19 protein-coding genes, 1 pseudogene and 1 riboswitch are annotated in these 21,494 nt (G+C 55.0%); of the genes and pseudogenes, 4 read left to right on the top strand and 16 right to left on the bottom strand.

Annotation, left to right across the window (positions count from 1 at the left end; genetic code table 11):
• Nucleotides 1-27: 27 nt before the first annotated feature.
• From FE839_RS19180 to FE839_RS19200, 5 genes are read right to left on the bottom strand one after another with little or no spacing between them, the layout of a single operon-like run.
• Nucleotides 28-663 carry an urea amidolyase associated protein UAAP2 gene (locus tag FE839_RS19180; protein ID WP_138362361.1) on the bottom strand — a complete coding sequence of 212 codons (636 nt, stop codon included), beginning with the start codon at nucleotides 661-663 and terminating at the stop codon, nucleotides 28-30.
• A gap of 10 nt (nucleotides 664-673) precedes the next feature.
• Entirely contained in the window at nucleotides 674-1,402 is a 729-nt protein-coding gene (locus tag FE839_RS19185; RefSeq protein ID WP_138362362.1) for an urea amidolyase associated protein UAAP1, read from the bottom strand.
• A 4-nt stretch (nucleotides 1,403-1,406) separates the two neighbouring features.
• A complete protein-coding gene (locus FE839_RS19190) occupies nucleotides 1,407-2,183 on the bottom strand; it encodes an ABC transporter ATP-binding protein (RefSeq protein ID WP_138362363.1) in 777 nt (258 codons plus the stop codon).
• Nucleotides 2,180-2,995, bottom strand: a complete 816-nt coding sequence (locus FE839_RS19195; RefSeq protein WP_138362364.1) for an ABC transporter permease — start codon at nucleotides 2,993-2,995, stop codon at nucleotides 2,180-2,182. Before FE839_RS19195 ends, FE839_RS19190 begins: the two co-directional genes overlap by 4 nt.
• Nucleotides 2,996-3,019: 24 nt before the next feature.
• On the bottom strand, nucleotides 3,020-4,078 hold the full coding sequence (locus FE839_RS19200; RefSeq protein ID WP_138362365.1) for a putative urea ABC transporter substrate-binding protein: 1,059 nt from the start codon (nucleotides 4,076-4,078) through the stop codon (nucleotides 3,020-3,022).
• Nucleotides 4,079-4,135: 57 nt separating this feature from the next.
• A riboswitch (guanidine-I (ykkC/yxkD leader) is annotated at nucleotides 4,136-4,234 on the bottom strand.
• Between the two features lie 649 nt (nucleotides 4,235-4,883).
• Between FE839_RS19200 and katG the strand changes: the two genes are divergently transcribed.
• The gene (gene katG / locus FE839_RS19205) at nucleotides 4,884-7,061 is read left to right on the top strand and encodes a catalase/peroxidase HPI (protein ID WP_138362366.1); all 2,178 of its coding nucleotides are present in this window, start codon (nucleotides 4,884-4,886) and stop codon (nucleotides 7,059-7,061) included.
• 40 nt (nucleotides 7,062-7,101) lie between these two features.
• On the opposite strand, the gene mgtU is transcribed toward katG, so the two are convergent.
• The 4 genes from mgtU to FE839_RS19220 form a co-directional block, all read right to left on the bottom strand.
• Nucleotides 7,102-7,188 carry a magnesium transporter protection protein MgtU gene (gene mgtU / locus FE839_RS25015; protein WP_277753121.1) on the bottom strand — a complete coding sequence of 29 codons (87 nt, stop codon included), beginning with the start codon at nucleotides 7,186-7,188 and terminating at the stop codon, nucleotides 7,102-7,104.
• A gap of 16 nt (nucleotides 7,189-7,204) precedes the next feature.
• Complete coding sequence (gene mgtR, locus FE839_RS19210; RefSeq protein ID WP_138362367.1) at nucleotides 7,205-7,297, bottom strand: protein MgtR; 93 nt, start codon at nucleotides 7,295-7,297, stop codon at nucleotides 7,205-7,207.
• An 18-nt stretch (nucleotides 7,298-7,315) separates the two neighbouring features.
• Nucleotides 7,316-10,048, bottom strand: coding sequence for a magnesium-translocating P-type ATPase (gene mgtA / locus FE839_RS19215; RefSeq protein ID WP_138362368.1), 2,733 nt, complete (start codon nucleotides 10,046-10,048; stop codon nucleotides 7,316-7,318).
• A gap of 156 nt (nucleotides 10,049-10,204) precedes the next feature.
• Nucleotides 10,205-10,900 carry an MgtC family protein gene (locus FE839_RS19220; RefSeq protein ID WP_138362369.1) on the bottom strand — a complete coding sequence of 232 codons (696 nt, stop codon included), beginning with the start codon at nucleotides 10,898-10,900 and terminating at the stop codon, nucleotides 10,205-10,207.
• Between the two features lie 733 nt (nucleotides 10,901-11,633).
• Here FE839_RS19220 and FE839_RS19225 point away from each other — a divergent pair.
• The gene (locus tag FE839_RS19225; protein ID WP_138362370.1) at nucleotides 11,634-13,043 is read left to right on the top strand and encodes an MFS transporter; all 1,410 of its coding nucleotides are present in this window, start codon (nucleotides 11,634-11,636) and stop codon (nucleotides 13,041-13,043) included.
• Nucleotides 13,044-13,165: 122 nt separating this feature from the next.
• On the opposite strand, the gene FE839_RS19230 is transcribed toward FE839_RS19225, so the two are convergent.
• The 7 genes and pseudogenes from FE839_RS19230 to FE839_RS19260 all read right to left on the bottom strand — a co-directional run bounded on the left by FE839_RS19230 (nucleotide 13,166) and on the right by FE839_RS19260 (nucleotide 19,962).
• Nucleotides 13,166-14,056 carry a LysR family transcriptional regulator gene (locus FE839_RS19230; protein ID WP_138362371.1) on the bottom strand — a complete coding sequence of 297 codons (891 nt, stop codon included), beginning with the start codon at nucleotides 14,054-14,056 and terminating at the stop codon, nucleotides 13,166-13,168.
• 216 nt (nucleotides 14,057-14,272) lie between these two features.
• Nucleotides 14,273-16,573: an FdhF/YdeP family oxidoreductase gene (locus tag FE839_RS19235; protein ID WP_138362372.1), complete on the bottom strand. Its 2,301-nt coding sequence runs from the start codon at nucleotides 16,571-16,573 to the stop codon at nucleotides 14,273-14,275.
• A gap of 328 nt (nucleotides 16,574-16,901) precedes the next feature.
• A pseudogene (locus FE839_RS19240) lies at nucleotides 16,902-16,994 on the bottom strand (bestrophin family protein); the annotation flags it as partial.
• A 90-nt stretch (nucleotides 16,995-17,084) separates the two neighbouring features.
• Nucleotides 17,085-17,954 (bottom strand): oxygenase MpaB family protein, encoded by an 870-nt coding sequence (locus FE839_RS19245; RefSeq protein WP_138362373.1) that lies wholly within the window; start codon nucleotides 17,952-17,954, stop codon nucleotides 17,085-17,087.
• A gap of 115 nt (nucleotides 17,955-18,069) precedes the next feature.
• Complete coding sequence (locus FE839_RS19250; RefSeq protein WP_138362374.1) at nucleotides 18,070-18,501, bottom strand: OsmC family protein; 432 nt, start codon at nucleotides 18,499-18,501, stop codon at nucleotides 18,070-18,072.
• A gap of 80 nt (nucleotides 18,502-18,581) precedes the next feature.
• The gene (locus FE839_RS19255) at nucleotides 18,582-19,061 is read right to left on the bottom strand and encodes a GNAT family N-acetyltransferase (protein WP_138362375.1); all 480 of its coding nucleotides are present in this window, start codon (nucleotides 19,059-19,061) and stop codon (nucleotides 18,582-18,584) included.
• Nucleotides 19,036-19,962, bottom strand: a complete 927-nt coding sequence (locus FE839_RS19260; protein ID WP_138362376.1) for a LysR family transcriptional regulator — start codon at nucleotides 19,960-19,962, stop codon at nucleotides 19,036-19,038. The genes FE839_RS19255 and FE839_RS19260 overlap by 26 nt, the downstream gene beginning before the upstream one ends.
• Before the next feature lie 113 nt (nucleotides 19,963-20,075).
• Here FE839_RS19260 and FE839_RS19265 point away from each other — a divergent pair, with 113 nt between their 5' ends.
• Both FE839_RS19265 and sra read left to right on the top strand, forming a co-directional pair.
• Nucleotides 20,076-20,927: a Vmh family MBL fold metallo-hydrolase gene (locus tag FE839_RS19265; protein WP_138362377.1), complete on the top strand. Its 852-nt coding sequence runs from the start codon at nucleotides 20,076-20,078 to the stop codon at nucleotides 20,925-20,927.
• A gap of 314 nt (nucleotides 20,928-21,241) precedes the next feature.
• Nucleotides 21,242-21,382 (top strand): stationary-phase-induced ribosome-associated protein, encoded by a 141-nt coding sequence (gene sra / locus FE839_RS19270; RefSeq protein ID WP_138362378.1) that lies wholly within the window; start codon nucleotides 21,242-21,244, stop codon nucleotides 21,380-21,382.
• The last annotated feature ends 112 nt before the right edge of the window (nucleotides 21,383-21,494 follow it).

Genomic DNA, 21,494 nt, shown 5'->3' on the forward strand with positions numbered 1-21,494 from the left:
ACTATTCAGCCGATAGGCATAACCCGGTCAATTCCACACCAGAACTTCAGCAGGCGTTGGGTTCCAGCCGTTGCAGGGGTTGTTCAACTGCGGACAGTTGGAAATCAGCACCACGGCGTTGCATTCGGCGCGCAGCTCAACGTATTTTCCCGCCGCCGAAATACCGTCTTCAAAGGTCAGGCCGCCTTCAGGGGTCACCGGGACATTCATAAAGAAATTAATATTGGCGCCGATATCGCGCTTGCGCAGACGACCATCGTGCAGGCAGGCGCAGAGAAAGTTATCCCGGCAGCTGTGCATATAGCGTTTATCCATGGCGTAGCGCACGGTATTACTCTCCTGAGCGCAGGCGCCGCCGAGGGTATCGTGGCGGCCACAGGTATCGGCGACGATGGTGAGCAGCGGGTTACCAAGATTGGAATACAGTACGCTGCCGGTGGTCAGATAAGCCTTGCCCTGACGGCGCAGCGTACGCTGGGGATCGTAACGCTCGCGGGGGTTATCGGCATTGTAGAACAGCGTATCAATCGCCTGATTGCCTTCGAGGTCGAGCAGCCGCAGGGTTTGCCCTTTTTTCACCTCAAAAAGCCAGGGTTCTCCCGCCGGGATCACATGGCGGTATACGGCATCTTCGGGACGAAAGTTACTGGTAATAAGCGTCATCGCAGCCTCCTTACAGGGCAAAAAGTTGGGTATTGAGGAACGCGCGCCGGTTTTCGTCGCGTGTCAATAGCGCGTCTACGGCGGCGTGCTCATCGTCGGCCCGATACCAGCTCAGTTGTACCGGACGCGGGGCGTATTCAACGGCAGGGTCCTGCGGATGCGGCAATGCGGTCAGTACCAGCAACACATCCATCGGCGCAAACAGTTCAACGTAATCGCCGGGGCGGCTGTGGCCGGTGATAAACCGGAAGCTGCCGTCGTCATCGACGGTGACCTTGCTGAAGAAGTTGACTACCATCAGCAAATCTTCAAGGCCAAGCCCCCATTTCCCCATCTCCACCAACAGGTTATCGACGCCGTTGCGATAAAAGCCGTTGCGCAGTTCCTGGTAGCGTCCTGCGCCGTATTTGTCGCGCGTTTCATCCGCATTGAGTACGCCGCCGAACGGATCGTGCCAGCCGCAGCTATCTGCCACGATCCCGGCGAGCACCCGGCCCATATCGGAGTAGAAACAGTGACCGGCGGTCAGGCGGGCGGTGTGCTGCCCCTTCAGGGTATCCGGCAGGTTCAGACGTTCACTTTTCTCGTGAGGATTGAGCATCATCATGCTGACGTTAGCCCCGCCTTCGATATCGGTCAGGCGCAGGATCTGTCCCTTACGCAAAATCAGCGAGGTATGCGCCCCGCCGGGAAGTCGCTCTTCGCGCAGGCTGGGGGATGAGTGAAAAAGTACGGTCATCAGACTATCTCCTTAATGCGTAAACGTTATTGTCGCTATCGGTTGTCAACTGCGACATCCGCGTTTCATTAAGCGGTATATCGTAGGTAATGCGCGCGCCCCAGGCTTCTGGCGCCTGTGGGTCGATGCGCACTTTGTCAAAAACCAGCAACCGGGTGCCAAGGTTGAAGCCTTCCGCGAGGTCGTGCGTAACCATAAACACCGTCATACCGGTTTCGCGCCATAGCTGGAGCAACAGGGTATGCATATCCTTGCGAATACCGGGGTCCAGCGCGCCGAAGGGTTCATCAAGCAGCAGCACGCGCGGCTGCATCACAAACGCCTGAGCAATCGCCAGCCGCTGCTGCATGCCGCCCGACAGTTGCGCCGGATATTTTTCCAGCGCATGGCCCAGCCCGACTCGCTCCAGCATCTGCTGCGCCTGCTGGCGAGCATCGCGTTTCCGGCGACCGTACAAGCGACCAAACAGCGGCGAAACCGGCAGTTCGAGCCCGATAACGACGTTATCCAGCACGTTGAGATGCGGGAATACGGAATAGCGCTGGAATACCACGCCGCGGCTGCGATCCGGTTCCGCCACCAGCGGCTGACCTTCAAGCGTGATGGTTCCTCGCGTGGGTTGCTCCTGGCCGAGCAACAGACGTAAAAACGTCGACTTCCCACAGCCGGATGCACCAACCATCGAGCAGAACTCTCCCTGTTTAACCTGCAAGTTGATGCGTTCCAGCACGACATGGTCGCCGTACTCCTGCCAGATATTGTTGATGTTGATAAAACTCATATCCGGCCTCCTTCCGCCCACGGAAAACAAACGTTATGCAGCCGACGCAGCGCCAGATCCATCAGCCATGCCAGCAACGTTATCCAGAGGACATAAGGAATAATCACATCCATCGCCATATAACGACGGACCAGGAAGATGCGATACCCCAGCCCGGCGGTAGCGGAAATGGCCTCGGCAGAGATCAAAAATAACCATGCCGATCCAAGCAGCAGTCGCAGTGAGGTAATCAGCCGTGATAAAAGCTGGGGTAGCACCACCCGCAGCACCACCGTCCAGCTATTGGCGCCGAGGGTTTGGGCTTTAATAAACAGCTCCGTCGGGATCTCCTGCGCCCGTTGTTCAAGGTCACGGGCCAGCATCGGCGTGATGCCGATAACAATGAGCATCACTTTTGATAGCTCATCCAGCCCGAAGACGATAAACAGTATCGGCAGAATCGCCAGCGGCGGGATCATGGACACCACGGTCATCAACGGCGATAGCGCGGCGCGACACATCGGGAATACGCCTGCGGCAATACCGATGCACAGGCCGATCAGCGAAGAGAGCGCCAGTCCCGTCAACAGACGGCTCAGGCTAACCAGCGTGTCGACCCACAGCAGATACTCGCCGCTGCGCTTATCCGGGGTGAATGCCATCCGGTCAATGGCCGCGAGCATCTGCGACAGGCCGGGCAACAGCTTGTCCTGCGGATTGGCTTCCAGACGCACCGCTGACCCGATAAACCAGGCGGCAATCAGCAGCACGAAAGGCAATAGCATCAGCGTCAGGCGCATACCCTGTCGAGGATGGCGGTTAATGTGGCGCATGGCGTGGACTCCCAGGATCAGTAATTACAGCTGGCCGGCAATGGCCATCTTCAGGTAGCGATCGTCAAAGCGCAGTTTGCTGTTTGCGCTATCACCGACGGTGACGTTGCCGGGAAACGTCATACCGATAAAGTCAGCACTTTGTGCGCCTTCTCCGAGCAGCCCCTTGTCAAAGGAGAACTTAGCCACCCGCTGCATCGTTTTTGCCAGTTCAGGGGAAGAGATGAATGCCAGCGTGTCGGCGGGCGTCCAGAACAGATGGGTTGTTTTAAGCTGCGCCTGGTAACCCGCCAGGTCGGTCCCGGAATCGGCGGCCATCGCTTTCAGCGCCTGCGTATCGCCAGCCTTCATTTTGGCCATCATTTCAAACCAGGCGCCGGTCAGGGCTTTGCCCAGTGCCGGGTTATCTTTCAGGGTTTGGGTATTCACCACCATCATGTCGATTAGCTCACCGGGCACCTGCGAGGAGCTAAACACTTCAGTGGTTTGCGGCGTTTTTTTGATCGCGGAGAGTTGCGGATTCCAGGCCACCGCCGCGCGCACGCTGCTCGTGCCAAAGGCGGAGACAATATCAGCATCCGAGGTATTGACGATTTTGACATCTTTTTCCTGCAGTCCGGCCTTTTCCAGACCGCGCACCAGCAGATAGTGTGAGACCGAGAGTTCCGGGAGGTAGACCGACATCCCTTTCAGGTCGCTGAGTTTTTTCCCTGTGCCTTTCAGTACCACGCCATCGTTACCGTCGGAATAGCTACCGGTAATCAGCGCCGTGGTATCAACGCCACCTGCCGCCGGAATGGTCAGCGCATCCATATTCGTCATGGTGCAGCCGTCAAACTGGCCCGCGGTGTACTGGTTGATGGATTCGATATAGTCGTTGAGCTGAACGATATTGATTTTGATGCCGTATTTACTGGCCCATTTATCAATAATTTTTTCGTTACTGATGGCGCCCCAGGGCATCCATCCGGCGTAAATAGTCCAACAGATATTGAACTCTTTTTTTACGGCGGCAAAGGATGGCACGCTGACCAGTAACGCCATTGACAAAACGAAAGAGCGGAATATTGATGATGTCTTCATGATAAACCTCTGGTTGGCACGAGAAACGGGGGCAGCGCGACACCCAACGGTGCTGCTGTCTCCCGGGCTTTTATCCCGCCGTGTAACCTCGCAGAGGTCGCCAGCTCTCGGACCAGACGTTCACCTGCGTGAACCGGAACCCTAGCCAGCTATTATGTTATCCAGATTGTCTGTTGCGCTGCCTTCTTATGGTGACAAGCAATCCTTGTGCCAGAAATTAAGGGCAAATAAAATCAACATGATAGAGATAAGCCGCGTCCTTTCTCCCTAAAATGGGGTGTAATAATGGAGCATTGCATGGATTTGGTGCGTGGATCGGTGATTGTGGCGGAACTGACGCGAAAGGCGAAAAAACCAGCAATCAGCCCCCCAACCGAGAACGTATAAAAAGCCACGATGGCAAAACCTTTCTGCAGGCGATGACGAACGGAAACTTGTCATAACTCAAACAATTAGCATTCGGTAGCAGTGAAAGCACTTTAGCGTTTCCGTTACTCCCCTGTTACGACTATGGTTATTAAGATGGTTTCGATAGCCAGCTTTATATACCCGTCATAGTTCACGCTGCCGCTTTATTGGCCGCCTGCGCTTACTTCGGCGATGTACGGGATGCGCCCGTCCGGGGATCGGTTTCGTTTGTCCCTCACTGCGGCGCGAATTATGTCGGGTATACAACAATCAATACGCGTTTCTCATCCCGACAATTGAACGGAAATAACTATTAAATCCGTAGACTTATTCAAGTATCACTTATTGGAAGCAGTGTATATCGTTATGGCATTCACAAAAGCAAACGGAGCCTGATATGAGCACGTCAAACGACCCTTCAAATAACGCCGCAGCAGGAAAATGCCCTTTCCACACTGAAGCGCCGACGCAGAGCGCCGGGAGTGGCACCACTAACCGCGACTGGTGGCCAAATCAACTACGCGTGGATCTGCTGAATCAGCACTCTCATCGTTCAAACCCGCTGGGTGAAAACTTTAATTATCGGGAAGAGTTTAAGAAGCTCGACTATTCGGCGCTGAAAGCCGATCTGCGCGCCCTGCTCACCGACTCGCAGGAGTGGTGGCCAGCGGACTGGGGGAGCTATATCGGGCTGTTTATTCGTATGGCCTGGCACGGTGCCGGTACCTATCGTACCGTGGATGGCCGCGGCGGCGCAGGACGCGGTCAGCAGCGCTTCGCCCCGCTGAACTCCTGGCCGGATAACGTCAGCCTCGACAAAGCCCGCCGCCTGCTGTGGCCGGTGAAACAAAAATATGGTCAGAAAATCTCCTGGGCCGACCTTTATATGCTGGCAGGCAACGTCGCGCTGGAAAACGCCGGTTTCCGCACCTTTGGTTTTGGCGCCGGTCGTGAGGACGTGTGGGAACCGGATCTGGACGTAGACTGGGGTAATGAAACGGAATGGCTGGCGCATCGCCATCCGGAAAGCCTGAATAAGCAGGCCATCGGCGCAACCGAGATGGGGCTGATCTACGTTAACCCGGAAGGGCCCGGCGCCAGCGGCGACCCGCTTTCCGCCGCCGCCGCGATTCGCGCGACCTTTGGCAATATGGCGATGAACGATGAAGAGATCGTCGCGCTGATCGCCGGGGGACACACGCTGGGTAAAACGCACGGTGCCGCCGTCGCCAGCCATGTTGGCGCAGAACCGGAAGCCGCGCCGATTGAAGCCCAGGGTCTGGGCTGGGCTAACAGCTATGGCAGCGGCGCGGGTGCGGATGCGATAACATCCGGTCTGGAAGTGGTCTGGACGCAAACCCCTACCCAGTGGAGCAACTACTTCTTCGAAAACCTGTATAAATATGAATGGGTACAAACGCGCAGCCCGGCTGGCGCAATTCAGTTCGAAGCGAAAGACGCGCCGGAAATTATTCCTGATCCATTCAATCCGGAGAAAAAACGCAAGCCGACGATGCTGGTCACTGACCTGACGCTGCGTTTCGATCCGGAATTCGATAAAATTTCACGCCGTTTTCTCAACGACCCGCAGGCCTTTAACGAAGCCTTTGCCCGCGCGTGGTTCAAGCTGATCCACCGTGATATGGGGCCAAAATCCCGCTACATGGGGCCGGAAGTCCCGAAAGAAGATCTGATCTGGCAGGACCCGTTACCGGCAGCCATTCACGCCCCGACCGCAGACGATATCGCGGCCCTGAAAACCGCTATTGCCGATGCGGGGCTCTCGGTAAGCGAACTGGTTTCCGTTGCCTGGGCTTCGGCATCCACCTTCCGCGGCGGCGATAAACGCGGCGGTGCCAACGGCGCGCGTCTGGCGCTGGAGCCGCAAAAATCCTGGCCGGTCAACGCAATTGCCGCCCGCGTATTACCGACGCTGCAGGCGATCCACAACGCGTCAGGTAAGGCATCGCTGGCCGATATTATCGTCCTGGCGGGTGTCGTTGGCATTGAACAGGCGGCCGCCGCGGCGGGTGTTCCGGTCAGCGTTCCCTTTGCGCCGGGCCGCGTCGATGCGCGACAGGATCAGACCGATGTCGACGCGATGGATCTGCTGCAACCGCTGGCTGATGGTTTCCGCAACTATCGTCGCGTGGGAGGCGGCGTGTCCACCGAAACGCTGCTGATCGATAAAGCCCAGCAGTTAACGCTGACGGCACCGGAAATGACGGTACTGGTCGGCGGTCTTCGCGTACTGGGCGCCAACTTCGACGGCAGCCAGCATGGTGTATTTACCGACCGGCCAGGCGTGTTGAGCAATGATTTCTTCGTCAATCTGCTTGATATGGGTACCGTCTGGAAAGCCGCTGACGAGCAGTCTGAGCTGTTTATCGGCCGCGATCGTAAGAGCGGTGAAGAGAAATACACCGCTACCCGTGTTGATCTGGTGTTTGGTTCCAACTCTGTACTTCGCGCCCTGGCAGAAGTCTATGCCTGCAGCGACGCGCGGCAGAAGTTCGTTACCGATTTTGTGGCGGCATGGACCAAAGTAATGAATCTGGACCGCTTCGATCTGTAATAACTTTCCCCGGCAGGCTTTACGCCCGCCGGGGCTTCTCTTACCTTATCCAGATGGTCAGCAGAATAATAATGACTACGATAATCACCACCTGAATAAAGACTTTATCCAGCGATCCTTTGCGCATTGGCCCCGCCTTATTATCAGAACAGGATTTGCCAGATAGCCAGCAGCAGTACCAGCAGACCCATGAGGAAAAATATCAGCGCGATAATCGTCTCCGGAGAACGATGCATCCCGGTGCCTCCTTAATATCAGAACCACTGACCGAACCGTTTGATATACAACCGCTTCATGCCCTGCGCCACCAGACAGTAGCTGAGCAACGTGGCGACCAGCCACGGGAAGTAGCTCATTGGCAGCGGCTCCAGGCCGACCATCGTCCCCAACGGCGAGAACGGGATATAGATCCCAATCACCATAATCAGGGCAGTGGTGAGCAAAACCGGCAGCGTCGCACGGCTCTGGATAAACGGGATTTTCTGCGTTCTCAGCATATGCACCACCAGCGTCTGCGACAGCAGGCCCTCTATAAACCAGCCGGACTGGAATAACGCCTGCGCTTCAACGTTATTGGCCGCGAACACATACCACATCAGCGCGAAAGTGGAGATGTCAAAAATAGACGATGTCGGACCAATCCATAGCATAAAGCGGCCAATGTTCTTTGCATCCCACTTGCGCGGCTTGCGCAGAAACTCTTTGTCCATCTTGTCCCACGGCAGCGACAGCTGGGAAATATCGTACATCAGGTTCTGGATCAGCAGATGAATCGCCAGCATCGGCAGGAACGGGATAAACGCGCTGGCCACCAGTACCGAAAACACGTTGCCGAAATTAGAACTGGCGGTCATGTTCAGGTACTTAATGATATTGCCGAAGGTCTCACGTCCTTTGATCACGCCTTCTTCCAGTACCATCAGATCTTTTTCCAGCAAGATGATATCGGACGCTTCTTTCGCAATATCCATGGCGCTGTCAACCGAAATTCCCACATCCGCATCGCGCAGCGCCGGGGCATCATTAATACCGTCACCAAGAAAACCGACGGTATGGCCGTTTTGCTGTAATGTTTTGAGAATGCGTGACTTCTGTAGCGGCGTCAGCTTCGCAAACACCGAACGCGTTTCCACTTCCCGCGCCAGTTCGTTATCTGACATCGCGTCAATCTGCGCACCGGTGAGGATGTCATCCGCATCAATCCCCACTTCCCGGCAAATACGCGCCGTAACGACCGGGTTATCGCCAGTCAGCACTTTCACCCCCACGCCGTTATCGCGCAGCGCGGTAATCGCTTTTCCCGCGCTATCTTTCGGCGGATCGAGAAACGTCAGCATTCCTTCAACCGTTAATCCCTGCTCATCTGCCGTGCTTAGCGGCGTTGTCAGCGCGGAGTCATCCAGTTTGCGAGTTGCCACCAGCAGTACGCGGAAGCCCTGAGCGTTGTAATCTTCGGTTTTTGCTAACAGCTGCGCACGGCGGGCATCATCCAGCGCGACCACGCTGTCACCTTCCCGCAGATGTGTAGCGACCATCAGCATCTCTTCGACGGCGCCTTTGCAGATCAGACTTTTGTCGCCGTGGCGCACATCGTCCACGGAGACCGACACGCGGCGGCGGACAAAATCGAACGGCAGTTCATCAAGCTTCACAAAACGCTCTTTTGTCGATGGCGTAATCCGTTCTTCTCCGAAGCGCAATACCGCCCGATCCATCAGGTTACGCGCCCCGCTCTGGCTGCTGCTGTTGAGCCATGCCAGCGTGAGTACCCGGTCACTCTCTGCGCCGCTGGCATCAAGATGATGTTCAAGAATGATGTTGTCCTGGGTCAGCGTACCGGTTTTATCGGTGCACAACACGTCCATCGCGCCAAAATTCTGAATGGCGTTGAGCCGCTTAACGATCACTTTACGCCGCGACATGGCGATAGCGCCCTTCGCCAGGTTAGAGCTGACGATCATCGGCAGCATTTCCGGCGTCAGGCCGACCGCTACCGCAAGAGCAAACAGCGATGCCTCCACCCAATCACCTTTGCTGAAACCGTTAATCAACAGCACGATCGGCACCATCACCAGCATAAAGCGGATCAGCAGCCAGCTCACGCTGTTCACCCCGCGATCGAACGCCGTCTGAGTGCGCGTACCGACGATGGACTTCGCCAGCGAGCCAAACCAGGTGCGATTTCCGGTGGCCACCACCACCGCCTGCGCTCTGCCGCTGGTGACATTGGTGCCCATCAGGCAGATATTGCCCATTTCAAGCAAACTTTTGCCCTTGTTCGATCCGGACAGCTGTTCACTGCCTTTACCGGAAACGCTGCCCATCACATCATACTTTTCAACCGGCAGCGACTCGCCGCTGAGAATCGACTGGCTGACAAACAGATCCCGTGACTCCAGCAGACGAACATCTGCCGGGACAAGGTCTCCGGCGGCGAGGAAGATCACATCTCCCGGCACCAGCTCTGCAATCGCAACCTCTTCCTGCACCGGGCCGATATTGCCCGGTCCGCGACGCAGCACCGTCGCCGTGGTGCGAACCATTGATTTCAGCGCCTGCGCCGCTTTGTTAGTACGAAACTCCTGCCAGAAACGCAATAAACCGCTCAGGCTGACCATCGTCACAATGATAATGATCCCGGTCAGATCGGTCTCTTCACCGTGAAGCCTCGGCAGCCAATAATCGGTGACGAAGCTTACGGCAGCCAGCGCCATCAGCACGTAAATAAACGGGTTATTGAATGCCTGCAGAAGTTGGATCAGCGCAGGCGGTGCCTGCTCATGGGCCACTTCGTTACGGCCATATTCATCCAGTCGTTCGCGCGCGTCCTCCGTTGTCAGCCCCAGACGGCTGCTGTTAAGCCGTGCCAGGGTATGGTCCGGGCTGTTAAATGCCTCGGTTTCAATGGCAAAGCTTTTTTTATGCTGCTTATCATTTGCTGACGCATTCCGGTTTATTTTCCGGCGTTCTATTTTCATGTCAGTCATGATTAACCCTCAAATTTAAGACGTCGTTAACTCTGCATAAAATGTTTATGCATAATTTATTTTTTACGCGCTTACGCGCCTATGACTTTAATTGCCAGGGAACATCCATCATTCCCTCCTTAGGTGAACCACCGTCATTGTGGAATATCAGAGAGATTAACTCCCCTCGACGCACCAGCGGACAGAGGTAATATTTTCATGCCCGCCAATTCTTGACATAATAATATCCCCTGCCTTGCGATAATCGGTATGGCCGACCAGTTCAAGGCGGATTTCTTTATGCCCCTGTTCTTGCGCTGAAATTGAAACCATTCCCTGCAGGCTGAGCGCTATCTCTTTACTGAGATTGAGTAATAGCTGGCGAATCGCCTTTTCATGTTCGCTATTACAGATAATATTCAGGACGTAGCATTTTTCTTCCTCTGTCGCCCCGGGGAAGCGATTAATACGCTGGGCCGCTTCACGTAATAAAATATTGGCACAGAGGATTATCAGCGTCGCCGCCGCCGCTTGCCAGAACTGCCCCAGCCCGCACAGCACGCCAATCGCCGCAGAACACCACAGCGTCGCGGCAGTATTCAGCCCCCGCACGTTCATGCCTTCACGCATGATGACGCCAGCGCCGAGGAAGCCAATTCCGGAAACCACCTGCGCCGCAATACGTCCCGGACTATCCGGCGATGTTGAAATTGAACTAAGAATAAAAACCGCCGCGCCGGTAGCCACCAGCGCATTCGTACGCAGGCCTGCCATTCGCTGCCGCCATTGTCTTTCAGCGCCAATTAGCGCGCCTAATAGCATCGCTGCGAGTAAATTTGCGATATAAGGAAACATCAACACAGCTTCCTCCATTTTTTCTGGAAGAATTAATTACGCGCTTTATTAAGCGCACGACAAATTTTCGCCGGGGAGGCGATTAGCGTCGTGCTGACGGTGGAGGAAATAATGTATTTTTAAACATGAACATGACGATTATCCTCGCAGCTATGCTGCGTTTGTTTTTATGGGATGCAATCGTCTGGATGAGGAGAAGATTGCTGCCCGCCGGTCTGGCAAGCAGCGCAGGGAAAATAGCGTCAGCTTGCCTTTTTGTTTTTGTTAGGGTGACTGTCCAACATATTTCTCCTGTTTGAATTTGCGCCTATTATAGTCATCCGTTTATATGAGTAAAGTTAAAATCTTCCGTTAGTGACGATTTGTTTAGGATTATCTGATGCTACAAATCCGGACTGCTGACTGCATAACTGGATAATATGGCTGATCCGCCAGGCCCGGTAAGGCGTTAACCCCACTCTGACGAACAGCCCAGCACGCACTTCCCCTATGGGGGGGTTATCAGTCGCAGGGAAAGATTCATGTTGTATCGCCATTCAACGCCGATAACCGGCAATCTTTATCCCATCTGGTGGTTAACTTCAAATATCACCGTCGGGGTGAACAGAAAGCAGTTTAATTACCAATTATATAGCATTTTATCAGCATTTTTTGCTGCTCATCGTCCATATGGCGCATGATTAAAAATTTAAAACCACTAACAATCAATTAACATTAGCAGGCAAACATTTTACCTTAAGGAAATAATAATATGTCTACCCCCCAGGTTCTGGGCGACGTACCGTTCAGCGCCCCAGGAGAGCCCCACTCCAGCTTAACCGCGCGCATTGATGCGCTCCCCGCATCAGTTGGCCTGTGGACATTTATCACGCTACTGGCGCTGGGCGGTTTCTTCGAGCTATACGATCTTTTTCAGACCGGTTATATCAGTACAGGACTACTGGCAGAAAATATCTTTCATACCGGTGAAAACGGCATTTTCGGCATCTCCGACCAGGCGGCATTTGCCTCGTCAACCTTTATGGGACTGTTCATCGGCGCCAGCCTGCTGGCGCCTCTGGCGGATAAACTGGGACGTCGCCTGACATTTATGTTCGCCCTCGCATGGTACGGCGTTTTCTCCCTGATTATGGCGCTGCAGAACAGCGCCGAAGGGGTGATCTTCTGCCGTTTCCTGGTTGGAGTCGGCCTCGGCATTGAGCTCGTTACCATTGATACTTACTTAAGTGAATGGGTGCCTACGCATCTGCGCAACAAAGCCTTCGCTTTCGCTTTCTTTATTCAGTTCCTGTCGGTTCCCGCCGTGGCGCTGATGTCCTGGTTACTGGTGCCCACCACCCTTTTCGGTCTCACCGGCTGGCGCTGGGTCATTATTTTCGGCGCACTCTGTTCGCTGGTAATTTGGATTATTCGCAAGAATTTGCCGGAGTCGGCACGCTGGCTGGATGAAAAAGGCCGTCACGAGGACGCCCACAAGGTAATGTGCGAAATGGAACAACGCTGCGGCGTTTCTCCATCGCCGCGTCATTATATTGAGAAGCAAAATAACCCGCTGAAACTGGGCGCGTTTAAAGAGATCTGGACGCCGCAGTACCGCAAACGCACGATCATGCTGATGGTAATGAATTTCTTCCAGTCCATCGGCTTTTTTGGTTTTGGTAACTGGCTGCCAGCGCTGCTTTCCGGCCAGGGAGCCAGCATCACCCACAGCCTGTTATATGCATTTTTTATTACCCTTGCCTATCCGCTTGGCTGTCTGTTTTGCACCCGCTTTGTCCATCACTTTGAAAACAAATGGCAAATTGTTCTCTCTGCATTGATGACGGTGATTTTCGGCACCCTGTTTGCGCTGGAGAACAGCCCACTATTGCTGGTGGTGTGCGGATTTATGATCACCTGGTCGAACGCCTGGCTGACCATCAGCTATCACGCCTATCAGGCGGAAGTCTTTCCAACGCACATTCGCGCCCGGGCAGTGGGCTTCTGCTACTCCTTTAGTCGGCTCTCAACGGCAATTACCAGTATTCTGATTGGCATTATCCTGCAATATGCCGGTGCGCCAGGGGTGATTAGTTTTATCGTCGCCAGCATGCTGATGGTGATGTTGTCTGTGGGTATCTTCGGGCCGAAAACCCGGGGAATCAGCCTGGAGAATATCTGATGGCAAGCGCCGCCAGGATTCGCGGGCGGCGCTTGCCTGCAATCGTTTGTCATCGCTAAGTCGGTCGGCGAACCTTAAGGCCGACCTATAAAGCCGATCTCAGGCCGTCAAACATCGCTAACCTACTGGCGTTCGGTAAAAATCACCTGCGCATCGGCAAAACATTTTTCCGCCAGCGACGACACCGGCTCCTTGTTGCGCATGATCAACGCCAGCGTTGAGTCGACCTCCGTTTCCGCAATGGGGCAGATTTCCAGATTATCGCTTAACGCTTCGAGGCCATTATTCAGCGGCATAATCGCGCAGCAGATCCCGGCCTGTACCGCCTGGATAATTTGAAAAGTGGAGTCACTTTCAAAAACGTACTTCGGCGTCAGCCCCTTTGACTTGAAGCTCATTTCAATCGATTCACGGTAATACATGCCCTTAGTCAGAAAGCCAAGAGGCAGCGCGGCCAGCGCGTCCCACTCAGGGATCGCATCGCCAAACTGAAAATAACGCTTATCATGTAACAACCCCATCCGGGTCCTGGGCAACCAGACCGCGTGAAATAATGGACTATCAACGTGGTGCAGATAGCAGATCCCAAGATCCAACTGATTACGGCTGACACCATCAATAATCTGCTCTGACGTCATTGATAACAGACTGAACTGCAGTTCCGGGTATTTATCGGCCAGCGGCTTAATCAGTTGCATCGGATTCAGGCTGGCTAACGGCACCATTCCCACTCTTAGCTGGCCGACCATATGCCCACGACAAATCGCCGCTTCCGCTTCCAGTCCATCGTGGGCCGCTAAAAGCGCGCGCGCCCAGGCCAGAATACGCTCGCCTTCCGGCGTAAATCCTTCAAAGCGTTGTCCTCGCTGAATCAGCGTCAGGTTCAACTCGTCTTCCAGATTACGGATGCGCATGGAGAGCGTGGGCTGGGTGATGTGACAGGCCGCCGCGGCCTGGCCAAAATGACGCGTTCTGTCGAGCGCAATCAGATATTTAAGCTGTTTAATATCCATCAATAATCCAGTTATTGCGCATTGCGCCGGCGCTTTCCGCCGCTGCTGTCAGCACAACAGGAAAAATGTTAGCTAAATGTTATGTTCAGCCTTGATGAAATTCAAGCGCCATCAACGGTGGCGCGTGTATCGGCCTACAGCTACAGGGGGCGGATTTTGTTGGGCGGGCTCTGACACAGAGCCCGCAATGGCAGGCGACATACGCGGAATAACGGCTTAACGAAGCCCCGCCAGCGCGCGGATCTCTTTCGAGCGCAGAGTCAGACGGACAGGGGCCGATTTATAGGAGGGCGTGCCGCTCTCTTTATCAAGATAATCCAGCGGCACCAGCACGTTCGCTTCGGGGTAATAGGCGGCAACAGTGCCCGGTGCGATGCTATAAGCCACCACGGTGATATCCTCCAGCCGCTGGTGATGACCCGGCAGCGCGGAGCTAATATCCACCCGATCGCCATGCTCTAACCCCTGCTCTGCCATATCCTGCTCATTCATAAACAGCACATCACGACGACCAAAAACGCCACGGTAGCGGTCATCCATAGCGTAGATGGTGGTGTTATATTGATCGTGACTGCGCAGTGTCACCAGGCGCATCACATTTTCCCCCTCAACCTGCTGGTTTTCATGGATGCCGTGGAAAACCGAAAACATCGCCTTACCGGTCGGCGTCGGCCAGATACGTTCAGTCGGCGGCAGCGGCATACGAAAGCCCCCGGGATGGCGTATACGCTGGTTGTAATTGTCAAAGCCGGGAATCGTTTGCTCGATCAAATCGCGGATCCTGTCGTAATCCGCGACCAGCGCCAGCCAGTCAATTTTACTCTCAGGCAGCGTCGCCATTGCCATTCCGGCGACAATCGCGGGCTCCGAGCGCAGATGCGGGGAAGCGGGTTTCAGTTTGCCTGATGAAGCGTGAACCATCGACATCGAATCCTCGACGGTAATCGACTGACGCCCCGTCTCCTGGATATCCAGCTCGGTGCGGCCCAGACAGGGCAAAATAAAGGTCTCTTTGGCGACCAGCAAATGCGAACGGTTAAGCTTGGTGCCAATATGTACGCTCAGATCCAGCCCCCGCATTGCCGGAAAGGCCCGTTGGTGATCCGGCATCGCCACCGCAAAGTTACCACCAAGACACAGCAGGGCTTTGGATTCGCCGTCGATCATCGCCTGTAGCGCTTTCACCGCATCGTGACCGTGCGCCTGCGGCGGTTCAAAACCGAACACCCGGCGAAGGTTGGCCAGAAACGGGGCGCCCGGTTTTTCAGTGATGCCCACGGTACGGTTACCCTGCACGTTGGAGTGGCCGCGCAACGGGCAGATCCCGGCGCCGGGCTTACCAATATTTCCGCGCATCAGCAGCAGATCGGCAATCAGGCGCACGTTTGACGTGCCTTTGTTGTGCTGGGTGATACCCATACCGTAGGTAATAATGGTGGCATTCGATTTGGCGTATGCCGCCGCCACCCGCTCAAGATCGTCGCGCGTCAGGCCAGACTCACGTTCAATATCGTGCCAGTGGGTAATTGCAAGATCCTGGGCGAAATCAGCAAAGCCCAGCGTATGTTCGTCGATAAACGCCCGATCCAGCACCCCGCCCTGCTCTTTTTCCATCCGCAGCAACGCTTTCGCGATCCCCTTTAATGCCGCCGCGTCGCCGCCGGCTTTCACCTGAAAATAGGTGGAGGCAATGTTGGTTGAACGGTATGTCGCCATCTCGATGACATTCTGCGGGTCGGCGAAACGCTCCAGCGCACGCTCTTTTAGCGGATTGAAAACGATGATCGGTACGCCGCGGCGCGCCAGCTCATGCAGCGTCCCCATCATTCGCGGGTGGTTGGTGCCAGGGTTGTGCCCGATGGAAATCACCAGTTCGGTCTTGTCAAAGTCATCCAGCGAGACCGTGCCTTTGCCGATACCGATGGACTGCGGCAGGCCGACGCTGGTCGACTCATGGCACATGTTGGAGCAGTCCGGGAAGTTGTTGGTACCCAGTTCACGGGCAAAAAGCTGAAATAAGTAAGCCACTTCATTGGAGGCCCGCCCGGAGGTGTAAAACTCAACCTCATCGGGCTGCAGAGAACGGAGGATTTCGCCGATACGGGTGAATGCCTCTTCCCAGGCAACCGGACGCAGGGTATCGCTCTTTTTATCGTAGGCTAAAGGCCGGGTTAAACGACCGTAACCTTCCAGTTCGAAGTCGCTCTTTTCCAGCAGTGAGGTGACCGTATTGGCAGCCAGAAATTCCGCGGTGACGCGTTTACTGGTGGCTTCCCAGGTCACGGCTTTGGCGCCGTTTTCACAGAACTGAAACGTCGATTTATGCTCTTTATCCGGCCAGGCGCAACCGGGGCAGTCAAATCCATCCGGCTGGTTAGTACGAAGTAGCGTGGACGGTGCATCGAGTACATCCATTTGCGTACGCACGGCAATAGCGGTGGCTTTTAATGCGCCCCAGCCCCCTGCCGGACCATCATAAGGATGGACCCCTGGAACGACGCGTTTTTTACTACTCATGTTAACTCCTGATGTGCTTTCAGCAGCGAATTGCAGGCGATCCGCCGTACTCTCTCTTATCGCCCGCGATCGGCATATCATCCCGTCATACTTCAGGTTGCATGGGCGTGGGCAATAATCTGGACTCACCACTTCCGGGCAACGCAAGTGCTGTTTAAAAACAGCCGCAGCGTTTTGTCCTGCAACTTAAATGATTCAGGGGCGATAACGGGCTTTTTATTAACGAAAGCATAACAATCATGGCCGTCTCTGTATAATCAATGTTGTCTATCATGCATTAGATTTAACTTATTTAACGAATAATAAACATACACAATGGCTAATGACATCAGGTCAGATTGAAGTAGCGATCCGGCTTAAGTTGCTCCGGTAAGGGGGACTGGTCTGTCATATCCAGCAGATTGCGCTCAATAGTATTGCACCGGCGCGCCGACCAGTCGCTTGCACCCACCGAGCGCATGACCGAGTTCAACGACAATGCATCCCCTGAATAATTCACATTACAGGATGGCTAACCGGCACTCATCCGGCGCATTGCACAGTGATACGCGCCGTTACGTACCGACGCGCGCAATATGCGCGCAATGCCATGTACCGCAATCCGCGCGCCATGCCGCCGCGCCGGGCGCATCGGCAAATGAAGCATCTCCTGCGCCCAGGACGGTAACAGGTCAATACCGGCACACATCATGATCCGTCCAACCGGCTGGCTTAACCGGCCTGGCAAGCGCGTCGACAGCAGCAGGTCAGCCACTTCGCGGGTTCGTTCATCACAGCGTAACTGCGGGCGCATATCCTGCAGGTAGTCGGAAACCTGACGGGGAGTGACCGGGATATCACGCGCCCCAAGACGGCGGGCGATCTCCGCGGCTTCCTGATAATACTGCTGCTGACGGGCGGTGCTGACCACAGTGCGTTTATAGCGCAGATGCGAGGCCATAAAGCTGCTGCACTCGGCAACATGGACCCAGGTGAGCAAATCCGGATCGCTGGCCCGATACGGCGTGCCATCTTTGTCCTCGCCGCTCACCCGCAGATGGATCGCCTTCACTTTTGCGATCAGCCGTTCGGCATCAACGACGGTGCCAAAAGTCGTGGCGGAAATAAACTGGCTGGTGCGCCGCAGACGGCCAAAAATATCGTCCCGGAAACGGGAGTGATCCCAGACGCCCGCCAGCGCCAGCGGATGGAGCATCTGTAACAGCAGCGCGCTGACGCCGCCGCACAGCATGGCGGTAAAATCCCCGTGAACCTGCCAGATAGCCGACTGCGGGCCAAACAGCCCCGGTTCGCCTTTGGGATGTTCAAAATCTATCTCTTTCAGCGCCATGCCGGTTAAGCCCAGAACCTGGGATTCGATCATTCCGCGTATGCCGATCATGACTTTACCTGCTCGTTTCGTTGAGCGGCAAAGATAGCATTATTCGCTGCGGGAGGCATTCGCCAACGGTGGCGTTAACCCAGGAAATGCCCGCCGGTAGCGGGCACCAGAGAGGTTAAGGGTTAAGCTGATAGTCGAGGCTTATCTCAGCATTCAGCACCTGTGATACCGGGCAGCCAGCCTTCGCTTTCTGAATAATGCCGTCAAAGACGTCGGCATCAACGCCCGGCAGAACGATTTTGCTCTGTAGCGCAATGTTGGTGATCGCAAAGCCGCCGCCGGATTTATCCAGCGTCACCACCGCCACGGTATCAATAGAAGTGGCGGTATAGCCCTCTTCGCTGAGCATCAGCGAGAGCGCCATAGAGAAACAGGCGGCATGGGCGGCGCCGATAAGCTCTTCCGGATTGGTCCCCTTTACGCCTTCAAAGCGCGTGTTGAAACCATAAGGCTGTTGATTGAGCGCGCCGCTCTCGGTAGAGACGGTTCCCTTACCACTTTTCAGATCCCCTTCCCAATGCGCCTGACCTTTCTTATGAATTGCCATTATTCGCTCCTTTTTGACATTAGAAGGTTAAGTATAGAAGCCCTTTGCCCCTTTGGACGGCGCACGCTTTTTTCATCAGCTCAATCCGCTGAGATATTTTTGCACATATTCACGCCGGTGACGCGGAATCCGGTGGCTTCATAGAGATGACGAGCGCGTTGATTATCCCCGGCAACCCGCAATTTAATTTGCCTGATACCTCTGTTTTTCAGTTCATTCTCAAAGGCAACCATAGTCTGTTTACCCAACCCCTGGCCCTGAACGGTCGGAAAAATATAAAAATCGCAGATAAACGCAGAGCGCGTTGGCTCATCTGGCTTGTACCAGAGATAGCCAATCGGCGTTTCTCTCCCCTCAACATCATTGAGTAAACAGAGAAGAACCTGGCCGCGGGTATTGACGCCAGCGGGTAAAGCCTCCGCGATTTCCTGTTGCGCCTGAGCCAGCGCGGCCGACGATGAAAGGCCATAGTTGGCCGCAATTTCTGCGGCATAATCGGGGAGAAAATAGTCGAGATAAGCCGGGTACTCGTCATTACGCATCGGGCGAAACAAAATCATTGGCGGTTCCTTGTCTTCCGGTAGTTTGAATCAGCGTCTGCTGAATCGCTTCGAGAAATAGCGGCAATGCGCTCGGGGGATAATCACGTGAGAGATAAACGCCATACACGCCCAGCGCTTTCGGCTGCCAGGCCGGTAACACCCGCTTCAGCGCGCCGCTGTTCAGCGCCCTTTGCGCCTCCAGTTCCGGCAGCATGGCGATGCCGCAACCGGCAACCGCAGCCTCCAGCAGCAGCGAAGAGATCCCGGCGCTAAGATTACCGGACACCGCCACCGCGATCTTGTCGCCAGCAGGATCGGTAAACTGCCAGCTCTGGCTGGCAAAATGGCTATAGTGCAGGCAATTGTGATGCGCCAAATCCTCCGGCGTTCGCAGCGGTCCGTGGTGCTGTAACCAGCGCGGCGAGGCGCACAGCACGGAACGGCAGACGCCAAGGCGGCGGGCGATAGCGCCCGGCTCCGGGTTATCGGTAATACGAATCGCTACGTCGATCCGCTCGCCAATCAGGCTCACCGGATGGTTGTTGATATCCAGTTCAAGACGCAATTGCGGATAGCGGGCAAGAAAATCCGGTAAGAGCGGTGAGATAAGCTGCATGGCGGTGAAATGGGCGCAGGCAACCCGCAGCGTACCGCTGGGGATCGCCCGTTCGGATTGCCCGGCGATTTCATCCGCGAGTTGCGTCAGCGTTCGCGTCTTTTGCAGCACCTTTTCCCCGGCGGGCGTTAAGGTCAGCTTACGGGTTGAACGATGGATCAGCCGGGTTCCTGCCCACTGCTCCATCTGTTCCAGATAGCGGCTAACCATCGGTCGCGACATCCCCAGCGCGCGCGCGGCGGCGCTTAAACTCCCCAGTTCACAAATACGCATATACACCTGCGCGGCGATCACCCGATCCATTTTCCGTTTCCATCTGCACGTTTTATGAAACTCAGCATCTCTTTTTTCAGGAATTTTCGCAAATCCAGAAATCCGTACAATAGCGTCTATTCATCTGACGGAGAGAAACCAATATGAAATTATCTGCCCTTGCTATCGCCACCACGCTGTTCAGCACCACACTACTGGCCGCCCCTTTAACGCTGCAAACCTACAATCCGCAGGAGAACGGTATTTTCGCCGTCAACTCCACTCTCGTCTCCGGCCCCCATGAAGCCGTGTTATTTAATGCCCAGTTCAGCAGTAAAGATGGTGACAAACTGGTTGATATGATTAAAAAAAGCGGTAAAAAGCTCACCCGCATCGTCATCACGTCCGGCGATCCTGATTTCTACTTTGGCCTGCAGCCGCTGGTTAAAGCCTTCCCGGATGCAAACGTGGTAGCCACCGCTGAGGTCGTGAAACATATCAATGCCACCAAAGCGGCCAAACTGGCGTACTGGGGCCCGCAGATGAAAGACGGCGCGCCGCAACAGATTTACGTTCCACAGGTGATTGCCGCTAACAGCTTCACTATCGATGGCGAAAAAGTCGAGATCCGCCAGCCACAGAATTATGCCGCCTTTGTCTGGATACCGGGGAACAAAGCGATTCTTGGCGGTACCGGCGTCGCGTGGGGGATGCACGTCTGGACAGCGGATACCCAAAGCGTCGCCAGCCGTCAGCAGTGGATCAATACCCTTGACGAGATGGCTGCTCTGCATCCGCAACGGGTGATCCCCGGTCATTATCTCGGCACGCTGCCAGCAGGCGATCGCGCGATTGTCTTTACCCGCGATTATCTGATCCAATTTGAGCAGACGCTCAAAGAGCATAAAGATTCCGCAGACGTCATTAAGGCGATGAAACAGCGCTGGCCGGGGCTCGCGGAAGAGAGTTCGCTGGCGCTGAGCGCAAAAGTGAATACCGGCGAAATGAAGTGGTAATCCCCCGTTAACCAGCAACAATGGATAACCACGGGCTCACGATTCCTGCCGGACGGCGGCTAACGCCAGATCCAGCCTGGCCCGAATTTATCCCGCAGCCCCGTAAGGCGTCAGCCTTCCGGGCAATACGGACGGTTCGTCCGTTACTCCCGTCGAGCGGGCGTTGTTAATCTGTGCTTTCAGCATTGCCAATCCAGGCAAACTGGACCACGATAATTATCACTGCCCCAAAACGGGCGGTGTACTTAGGGTTAAATTTCGTCCGGCGCAGGTCGGGCTTGTCCTTGAAACCGCAACAGGATAAAGGAGTAAGAATGAAATCGAACCATCAGGCACGTCATCTTCTCGGTCTGAACTACAAACTTTCCCGGCAGAAAAAAGTGCTGCTGGAGGGCGATGAAGAAACTACGGTTAACCACGTCCACGCCACCGGGCGCAAACGCCGCGGTGGATAAATTTTCAGCTGAATGATGATAAAAACACCGTCCCTTCCTGCGGATGGTGTTTTTTAATACTATCGCCCGGATATTTACCCTTCTTTGATGTCATCTGCTCTATACTCTGGCC

This window comes from Klebsiella indica (assembly GCF_005860775.1).
Lineage (GTDB): Bacteria > Pseudomonadota > Gammaproteobacteria > Enterobacterales > Enterobacteriaceae > Klebsiella > Klebsiella indica.

Coding starts and splice junctions, on each gene's coding strand:
- FE839_RS19200 (WP_138362365.1), bottom strand. CDS start 4,078: ATGAAGACATCATCAATATTCCGCTCTTTCGTTTTGTCAATGGCGTTA.
- FE839_RS19185 (WP_138362362.1), bottom strand. CDS start 1,402: ATGACCGTACTTTTTCACTCATCCCCCAGCCTGCGCGAAGAGCGACTT.
- FE839_RS19195 (WP_138362364.1), bottom strand. CDS start 2,995: ATGCGCCACATTAACCGCCATCCTCGACAGGGTATGCGCCTGACGCTG.
- FE839_RS19260 (WP_138362376.1), bottom strand. CDS start 19,962: ATGGATCGGGTGATCGCCGCGCAGGTGTATATGCGTATTTGTGAACTG.
- FE839_RS19255 (WP_138362375.1), bottom strand. CDS start 19,061: ATGATTTTGTTTCGCCCGATGCGTAATGACGAGTACCCGGCTTATCTC.
- FE839_RS19245 (WP_138362373.1), bottom strand. CDS start 17,954: ATGATCGGCATACGCGGAATGATCGAATCCCAGGTTCTGGGCTTAACC.
- FE839_RS19225 (WP_138362370.1), top strand. CDS start 11,634: ATGTCTACCCCCCAGGTTCTGGGCGACGTACCGTTCAGCGCCCCAGGA.
- FE839_RS19230 (WP_138362371.1), bottom strand. CDS start 14,056: ATGGATATTAAACAGCTTAAATATCTGATTGCGCTCGACAGAACGCGT.
- FE839_RS19235 (WP_138362372.1), bottom strand. CDS start 16,573: ATGAGTAGTAAAAAACGCGTCGTTCCAGGGGTCCATCCTTATGATGGT.
- FE839_RS19220 (WP_138362369.1), bottom strand. CDS start 10,900: ATGGAGGAAGCTGTGTTGATGTTTCCTTATATCGCAAATTTACTCGCA.
- FE839_RS19250 (WP_138362374.1), bottom strand. CDS start 18,501: ATGGCAATTCATAAGAAAGGTCAGGCGCATTGGGAAGGGGATCTGAAA.
- mgtU (WP_277753121.1), bottom strand. CDS start 7,188: ATGCGCAAAGGATCGCTGGATAAAGTCTTTATTCAGGTGGTGATTATC.
- FE839_RS19180 (WP_138362361.1), bottom strand. CDS start 663: ATGACGCTTATTACCAGTAACTTTCGTCCCGAAGATGCCGTATACCGC.
- katG (WP_138362366.1), top strand. CDS start 4,884: ATGAGCACGTCAAACGACCCTTCAAATAACGCCGCAGCAGGAAAATGC.
- sra (WP_138362378.1), top strand. CDS start 21,242: ATGAAATCGAACCATCAGGCACGTCATCTTCTCGGTCTGAACTACAAA.
- mgtR (WP_138362367.1), bottom strand. CDS start 7,297: ATGCATCGTTCTCCGGAGACGATTATCGCGCTGATATTTTTCCTCATG.
- mgtA (WP_138362368.1), bottom strand. CDS start 10,048: ATGACTGACATGAAAATAGAACGCCGGAAAATAAACCGGAATGCGTCA.
- FE839_RS19265 (WP_138362377.1), top strand. CDS start 20,076: ATGAAATTATCTGCCCTTGCTATCGCCACCACGCTGTTCAGCACCACA.
- FE839_RS19190 (WP_138362363.1), bottom strand. CDS start 2,183: ATGAGTTTTATCAACATCAACAATATCTGGCAGGAGTACGGCGACCAT.